General features: G+C 44.7%; 10 protein-coding genes. 4 read left to right on the forward strand and 6 right to left on the reverse strand.

What is annotated here, in order from left to right; all coding sequences use genetic code 11:
• Positions 1-2: 2 nt before the first annotated feature.
• The 4 genes from REG_RS00160 to REG_RS00175 form a co-directional block, all read right to left on the reverse strand.
• Complete coding sequence (locus tag REG_RS00160; protein WP_006703999.1) at positions 3-2,453, reverse strand: VirB4 family type IV secretion/conjugal transfer ATPase; 2,451 nt, start codon at positions 2,451-2,453, stop codon at positions 3-5.
• Positions 2,450-2,767, reverse strand: a complete 318-nt coding sequence (locus tag REG_RS14530) for a type IV secretion system protein VirB3 (protein ID WP_039906802.1) — start codon at positions 2,765-2,767, stop codon at positions 2,450-2,452. Before REG_RS14530 ends, REG_RS00160 begins: the two co-directional genes overlap by 4 nt.
• 10 nt (positions 2,768-2,777) lie before the next feature.
• Entirely contained in the window at positions 2,778-3,023 is a 246-nt protein-coding gene (locus tag REG_RS00170) for a TrbC/VirB2 family protein (RefSeq protein ID WP_237713248.1), read from the reverse strand.
• A gap of 70 nt (positions 3,024-3,093) precedes the next feature.
• Positions 3,094-3,375, reverse strand: a complete 282-nt coding sequence (locus tag REG_RS00175) for a hypothetical protein (protein ID WP_260200024.1) — start codon at positions 3,373-3,375, stop codon at positions 3,094-3,096.
• 469 nt (positions 3,376-3,844) lie between these two features.
• Here REG_RS00175 and REG_RS00180 point away from each other — a divergent pair, with 469 nt between their 5' ends.
• The 3 genes from REG_RS00180 (at position 3,845) to REG_RS12420 (ending at position 5,429) form a co-directional block, all read left to right on the forward strand.
• The gene (locus REG_RS00180) at positions 3,845-4,105 is read left to right on the forward strand and encodes a helix-turn-helix domain-containing protein (protein ID WP_039906806.1); all 261 of its coding nucleotides are present in this window, start codon (positions 3,845-3,847) and stop codon (positions 4,103-4,105) included.
• Between the two features lie 209 nt (positions 4,106-4,314).
• Positions 4,315-4,824 carry a hypothetical protein gene (locus REG_RS10600; RefSeq protein ID WP_050749278.1) on the forward strand — a complete coding sequence of 170 codons (510 nt, stop codon included), beginning with the start codon at positions 4,315-4,317 and terminating at the stop codon, positions 4,822-4,824.
• A 74-nt stretch (positions 4,825-4,898) separates the two neighbouring features.
• Positions 4,899-5,429, forward strand: coding sequence for a hypothetical protein (locus REG_RS12420; RefSeq protein WP_141553572.1), 531 nt, complete (start codon positions 4,899-4,901; stop codon positions 5,427-5,429).
• Here the strand turns inward: REG_RS12420 and REG_RS00190 are convergent.
• Positions 5,401-6,360 (reverse strand): Rpn family recombination-promoting nuclease/putative transposase, encoded by a 960-nt coding sequence (locus REG_RS00190; protein WP_006704002.1) that lies wholly within the window; start codon positions 6,358-6,360, stop codon positions 5,401-5,403. The two genes, REG_RS12420 and REG_RS00190, sit on opposite strands and share 29 nt — an antisense overlap.
• 195 nt (positions 6,361-6,555) lie before the next feature.
• On the opposite strand from REG_RS00190, the gene REG_RS00195 reads away from it, so the two are divergent.
• Positions 6,556-6,768 (forward strand): hypothetical protein, encoded by a 213-nt coding sequence (locus REG_RS00195; RefSeq protein ID WP_039906807.1) that lies wholly within the window; start codon positions 6,556-6,558, stop codon positions 6,766-6,768.
• Positions 6,769-7,036: 268 nt separating this feature from the next.
• Here the strand turns inward: REG_RS00195 and REG_RS00200 are convergent, their stop codons facing one another.
• Positions 7,037-7,330, reverse strand: a complete 294-nt coding sequence (locus REG_RS00200) for a hypothetical protein (protein ID WP_218015652.1) — start codon at positions 7,328-7,330, stop codon at positions 7,037-7,039.
• Positions 7,331-7,808 lie beyond the last annotated feature (478 nt).

Raw genomic sequence — 7,808 nt, forward strand, 5'->3', positions numbered from 1 at the left:
AATCAGGCAGCTACGCGCTGTTTATGGAACTCTGGCAACCAGACTTTAGGATCATCACCCACTTGTTGCATTATGCGTTCCAATAGTTCCACGTTGTCAGCCGTTCCAGAGATAACGGCTAGTTCGTCGCTAAACCCTGCAAGGTCGAGCTTGGCGATCACTGAATTATGGCCATGCTTAATAAGGAACTGATGAGAACCGGGGGCCATGTCGGTTTTGATTAACTGGTACTCACGTTCTGTAAGTTTGAAGCCTTTAACGTAATCATCCCAATCAGCTTTAGGGTTAGGCATAAAGACCATCGTTGCGCATTGTTCAATGATGCTGTATCCAATAGCGGATTTAAGAACGTCCTTAGCTGATTGAGTACCAAACACCATTAACCCGTTCAATTTACGGATGGTTTTCAGGCCGTTTTGTGCAAAGTCTTCAAAATATTCATCCAGTAATAATTTCCAGAACTCATCCATGAAAATCATCATTCGACGGCCATCAATAATTTGAGAAATGCGATGGAACAAATACATGATTAATGGCGTTCTGATCTCGGCGTTATCAAGGAAGTCCGTAACGTCAAAACCAAACATCGTGTTATTACTAAAATCAATGTCGTCAGTTTCGTTATCGAATACCCAAGCTAATGTTCCATTGCCACACCACTTAGCCAAACGAGCGCCCACACCTTCTGGATCTGTTGGGTCCATAAAGTCGAGACAGGCGGAGATACGGCGTAAGTGTTTCGGCAGGCGCATAACCCCGCGAACGGTATTACTAATGTCAGTTTCCTGAACAGTCGTGAATGAGCCACTGGCACATTTTTTAACTATCTGCTCAAGAACCTGATAAGTATCTTCGGAAGGTTCCATCTGGAACGGGTTACAGCCAGTGCGAGCACCATTCTTAAAAGGCAAATAAACGCCGCCTTCTGCTCTTACATAGATTTCTAACCCACGATCTTTATCGAAGATAATTTGAGTGGGGTTAAATTTCTTACTCTGAGCCATCAAGAAACCTTGTGTTACGGTTTTACCGGAGCCTGAAGGCCCGATAATTAACGTATTCCCTAGGGCTTTTTGTTCCTCTTTCGTTTCCTGAATGCTATCAGCACCCTTTTCAGCTTCCAGTTGCGCTAATTTTCTGGCTTTCTCGGTGCTTAACTCACTATGAAAATTGAAATAATAGGGAGCGCCAGACGTGGTTTTAAGTAGCGTTACCGATGGCCCCCATTGGTTGCCGGTTCTGCGGCCTGTTGGATAGTTGTGAAATGAGGAAAACCCAGCAAAGTTACGTGAACTAATGGGCGCTGGTCTTGCCCGATACTTAAAGTTTCCGGGCAACATAGACCAGAAAGCAGACTCTATAGCCCAATCTTCACGCGATACGATCATGTTGCAATCGACCAGTTCCGCTTTGGCATCAGAGAGGTTTTTCTTCAGGCTCCGCGCATCTTTAGCCAGAATCGTTAGGGCTAAATGATGTTCACCAAATACAAGACGGCCTGAAGTTAAATCATCAAGCGCATCGTCTATTTCTTCCATTTGCGTTTTAGACAAATCCCCTGCGTTTTTCATTCGGCGTTGTGTTCTGCCTAATAATTCAACTGCAACCGGCTTACTTAAGAAATTGAACGACTGCGACAAAATCAACGGGAATGGCGCGGATAAGAACGCATTCATTAAGCCTGCTTCGGTGCCTTCTGGATATTCGCCAATGCTCAGGACTGCGCCCACGGTGCTTTCAGTGACCCCCCTAACTTCAAAGGCATCTTCACCAAAAAACGGGCGATCAAAAGGCAACGCTTCAGAAAGTACCTTGCGGGGTAAAGCGCGAGGAATCCACTCAAGATTTATCAGGTAAGATAAAAACTCTAATACTTCAGAGTTTTTTATTCCCTTTCGGTCATAACACCCTAAAACACGCGCACCATAATGTTTTAGGCTACTGGTGACGGTGTTAACCACTTCGTGTAACCCTTCAATAGCTTCAGCCTGTATGCGTTTAATGGATTCAACATTTTTTTCAAAACGCTGAAGGAGATTAACGCTGGGAATACCTGAAGGGCGATAAAGAACTGTAAGGTACAGCTCGTTTACCATCATGTTATTTTTACCAACATGATTTTTGTATTTGTTGTTTAGTTGTTCAGCAAAACTACTTTCTTCAAACTCCCCGCCGGGAAATGTATTTTCTTCACGGCGAATAATATTTGTCCAAAGAGATATGTTTGGCGAGGCTATATTTTTCAGCAGCCCATTAAGTTGCTCTTTCCAGTTAATTACATCTTCTGGATCTGCACTTTCATGGGCGCGGCCATCAATCTTAATTACCTGAAGATAATAGCCACTGGTAGTTTTAATGGTGTTTTCGTCAAGGTGAACAGAATGAGGGATAAACTCAGCAACAGAGTTTTCATTCACCCATTGGCGTGATTTTGTCGCATTTGCATTACTCATTCTGGCATTTTCCTTCTTTTGCGAGTGCTAACGAGTGGTGAGGCCGTAGCCGCACCCCAATAACGCCACCCAATGGAACGGCACTTAGTTGCAAACCATAAAGATATAAGCCTGAAAAAACGGGGGTCTTTTAGGCAAATCAGGTAGCAAGCACCGTGTAAAGGAACATACAGAGGCAACAACCAAATGCTATTTACAGCGAGAAAAATCACTCCAGTTGTAGCGATACAGAAAATTATTGCCTCGTATGTTACGCCCCACACAAGTGAGGGGCGTGTAGCACCGGCAAAGAGAACATCTTTTCCTGATGCCATGACGCTCTCCTTACTGGACTACAGCAATGATTGCGTCGGCAATAGACGCCGCACCAAATACCAGCACGATACCGCCGATAGCAAACCCCGCATTACGGGCTTGGAGACGTCCGGCCCATGCTAAATAACCCAACACGGCGATCGCTAAGATTGCGCAAGAACGGGCAATGCCTGACGTTAAGAGATCAATTAACCACTGAAGCCCTTGGTTAATTGGATCGCCCCCGGCTGCGTGAGCGAAACCCGGTAACATCATCAAACCCAACATTAGCCAAGTGGTAGAGTCAATCTGACGGGTGAAGGTTTTTACATTTGCTATGCTTTACTTACTCCATAAGTTGTAACTCAATGATCGGGACTTTCCCGTACTTACTGTTAATGTGTTTCACTAACCTGTCTAAACTCGACCACACTCGCGGCGTCTTCCTTTGTGTCTCTAATAAAAGATCTCCTCCTTTCCACGAAAGCTGTACGCGGATGCTAAATTTTCCATTTTCACCTTGTACCAGCATCATCTTCTTTACTGACTGATTCCCAAGGTTATCAATCAATTCTGGTTCTGTTATCGTTTCGTTGTTCATGTCAATATTCTCGATTGGGGATTCCAAAGTTCGAGAACATTTTAAATGCTTTGCGCAAAAAGTCTTTTTCTTCATTCCTCCCCCGCCGGAACAATCAAAATATATCATATTGATAATCAAAAACTACTTTTTGATTTTATTTTTTCTCGAAATTAGGCTTCCCGTTCACTGCATCAAATTTTGATGAACAGCCGGAGTAGCCAGAACAGCCGAAAAAGTCATATTCTTTTTGCCGCCGGTGGCTGGTTTTTTACGCCGGATAAGAGGCTTTCTACAGTGAGGACATTTAAAGCCTGAAGCTTCTGGCTTGGGCTTCCCCGGTTTCCCTGCTGTATCTGGTTAACACATATCAAAAAAAGTCATAAAAAACGGTCTAAACATTCCTGTAGTGTGACCTTGGGTTAGCATAAAAAGGTTTTTTTGTCCAGCATTTCTAAACATAAGCACTGTAAAGTAATGCTAAACATGCCGTCAACTAATATCAGTGGCGCATGTAATGATAAATTCCCGACTCAAACCCATCAGGATGCAAGCAAAGCTCTCTCAGGAGCGGCTGGGCGTTCTTGCGGGCCTAGACGAAACCACAGCCAGATCGCGTATCTCTCAATACGAAACCGGCACTTACAGACCTACCTTTGAAATGATGTGTGCAATCGCTACCATCCTCGATGTACCAGAGTGTTACTTCTATATTGTTGATGATGATTTTGCCGAAGAGGTTTTGCAGCTTTACAGAAGTAAAAAACGCCAGAAATAAGCCTTTCAACCAAAATTCACTGTCAAATAGAAAACCTCTTTTTGGTAACAAATTAGCAACATCAATCTTCCCTCTTTTTCGCACCGAAAACCATAGCTTTTAACGCTTATGTGTTATTTTTCGGGCGAACTCTCCTTGGGCGGTGCTGATAAGATCCATTATGTTAAATCATAGGTATCTACACATCTTTCGGGATATCTGCTATTACGTTGCAGCATGATCTGAAGTTACCTATTGACGGGATCGATGCCCGCCTCAACCGGCGTTATCAGCGTCTGGTTAAACAACACATGACATCCGCAGCCCCATTGGCCCCTGCGGTTAAAGACCTTGCTAGCGCGCAGAAAACAACATTCGCCACAACTCAGGCCGTCTGGCGTTTTTTTAATAATGAACGCATTAGCTTCGGTCAGCTCAGTGAACCGATTATTTCTCTGGCTCTCGAGCAGGTTGCGTTTAGTCCTCATCCATACGCTCTCGTCGTTCACGACTGGTCTCGTTTACAGTTTCGTAGCCACAACGGGAAAGAAGAACGTTTGAAAATGACGCATTGTGGTGACGTCGGTTATGAACTACAAACCAGTCTACTCGTTGATGCTGCAAATGGTTTGCCAATAGCACCGCTGTCTCAAACACTTACCGATGGGGCAGGTTGTCGTTCAACGCTAACAGAGGGGTTGTCTGAGAGACTGACTCATATGGATTCTTTGGCGGGCTGATATTGGGGTCATCTCATTGACCGTGAAGGGGATTCTGTCGGTCATATGCGCGAGTTAAGCGCCTAGGGAATAGGTTGGCTTATCCGGGGAAAGGAAGGGCATCGGGCCGAGTGGGGGGGAGAACCCGTAAAATTGGTGAAATTGCAAATGATCTGCCCTTGATCGCATGCGGACAGATTGGCTGGAAAGGGAAAAAAGCCAATATGGAGATCGGCGAAACATCTGTAATCATCACACGAACAGCAAAACCGAAGCGGAAAAACAAGAGCACGGGCCGGCGAGTGAAAGTACAGCCAGGTGTAGCTCTGACGATCAGACTGGTTGCGGTTCGCCTTCCCAACATAGGCTTCCACTTCGTTGACAAAGCGTATCACGCTCATAAAATGAGCGAGGTAAAATACCCTCACTCGACATCGATTAATCCCTGTCGATTTTCTCTTCATGGCGGCCTTTTTGTTCGCCAAGCTGGATACCCTCTTGACGACCTTTCAATATACCTTTTTCTATACCCCTCTTTTCGCCCTCTTTCCGTAGCTGCTTGCAATGGTAAGACTTGGGATCTGAACATCGCCAAAATTAATTATCACGTTTGCACAGGGTATTGATCTGTTCTCTCGTCAATCCAGTAAATTTCATCACAGATCGCCTATCCATGCCACTTTTCAACATTTGACTCGCTATCTTCATCGAAGCCTGTTGTTCCCCTTTTTGAATCCCTTCTTGAATCCCTTCTTGAATCCCTTCTTGTCTGCCTTTTTGAATGCCTTCTTGAATGCCTTCTTGTTTTAATACTTGAGCCATCGTCATCAGTGCCCCCTCATGTTTCTCTGATTGTTTCGCTATCTCAGTGATAAACTGCTTCGGGTTTGTCGCGTTCCCCTCTTGAATGAGATAATTCATCATCGTGACAACGTGGTTATCGGTATACTCATTATGCGATAACACGGCCACAATTTCATTGAGTAACTCGCTCATATCCCGCCGTCGAATGTGCTTTTGGATGAGCTCTAACAACGCCATCCGACGATGCTGCATAATCTCCCCATCGTCCAGGGTCGTCACATCCGCCAGTCTGAAAGGTTGCGTATAAATACGCTCCGCTAATCCCCTGTCTTCAAAACAATCGAGCCAATAGGTACTGTGGGGGTGGGGGCTTGGCTCTCCCACGTAAAATAAAATGGGAAAGACTAACGGCAGCGTTTTATTCCCCGCGTCCAGATGCTTTTGCATCGTCGCCATGCTATACCGCATTAATCGCCACGCAATCAGTTTATCTGGGGTCGACTGCGATTCAATGAGCACATAAAGGTAGCCTTTCCCCTTTTTCGTCTTTAATGAATACAGAATATCATTTTGATACGCCTTCATGTCTTCATCGACAAACGAACCCGACTCGACTTTCATCGTCGTGAAATCACACAGCGCTTTAATTTCATCTGGCAGCCATATCTCAAAAAAGTCTTGCGCCGTCTCTTTTTCATGGAGAAATTGACGAAAAACGGCGTCATGGGGAGTCGGGGTGAATTTTTTGCTCATCTCTATACTTAATCAATTTCAGGTGAAGCCTGAGCCTATCACAAAATAGCCCGGAAGGCTTACTTCAAGGCCTTCATGCTTAATGTCACACCTCACACTCAACAAAAATAAAAATAAAAATTTAAATAAGTATTTTTTACTCTTTTTGCTATAGTATAAAACATATCTACCCTTCAAATCATGAGGAGAAATATCATGTCACTGTCTATTCAAAGCCAAAATAATCGCTATCGCTTATGCCAGAAAGCGCTTAACGAGAAAAATATCGAACACCCAATTAAAAGTCTGTTTAAGAAAAACGCGACCAATATAGGAATATGGGAATCCATTAAAGGCTTTTTTTGTCGAACCAGGAAAACTCAAGTTCTGGAAAAAGTCCATGAATTAACGCATCACCATTATGAATGATGAACTTAATTAATACTGAATCAGCAGTAAAAAAAGGGAGCTTTTTATCCACTCAAGCAAATGGCGCATCCTGTTTATCAAAACAACTTTAAAGCGTTTGTGTCAATACCGATCGAATTCTGACTTCTCAGCGACGTGCATCAGCTGCGGGTTCCAGCGATGCTTGCCGGGGCCGTAGACATCGCGCTCAATGATGATGGCCTTGGCGTTGTCGAACAGCAGCTGATGCGGCGTTCCACCGAAAAACCTGAGCGCAGACTCAATGCCGTCACACCAGGCAGCGGAGTCTTGGTTGCTGTAGAACTTGACGAAAGTCGCCCGGGCTCCAACCCAACGTGGCGACGAAGGCCAGTAGTGGGTTATGCCCGAGTCTGATGATGGTGAAATCGACCTGCATCTGAAAGCCAGGCTCGGTCTCGAAGCGCGTTACCTCTTCAGTGACGGGCTGCTTCATGAGGTGCAGGAATGCGGTCAGCATGCTATAGCCGCCATCGTAACCACGCTGACGGATCTCGCGCAGCAGCGCACTGGCGGGTATCCAGTGTCCTTCTCTGTCCGTCACATTCGCTGTTGTGACAGCAATGGCGTGTAGACACTCTCGCATAGCCGAGTAACACATCTCCTCCCTAAAAATAGTTAATTTACTCGTTTAAATGAAATTTATCTTACACATAGATATCATTTACTGAGTAAATGAACCGTTTAATTTAAGAAAATGGGTCATGGAGAGGAGCCAAATAAAAAGTCAATAAAACGGGGTCTTTTTTGTGAATTGTTACTGAGCTTGATCTCTTTGTAGCGATCGTGATATCGTTAAAAGTACGATTTCTTTAAAAGAATTTTTGCGGATGGACGTCCCGGTAATGACGTCCGGGGTGTGGCGAAGGCCACAAAAACTAAACCCCCGAATCCTGTCTTCAACTTTGGTCGGTTAGAACAGGATCGAGGGGGCTAAAATCTGGCTCGCTGCCAGTAAGGATTATAGCAAGTGTTCAATCTTAATCAAGACTTTTCTAATCCGGCCATAAGTGCAGGGTTGG

The organism is Candidatus Regiella insecticola LSR1, assembly GCF_000143625.1.
In the GTDB taxonomy this organism is placed as follows: domain Bacteria; phylum Pseudomonadota; class Gammaproteobacteria; order Enterobacterales; family Enterobacteriaceae; genus Regiella; species Regiella insecticola.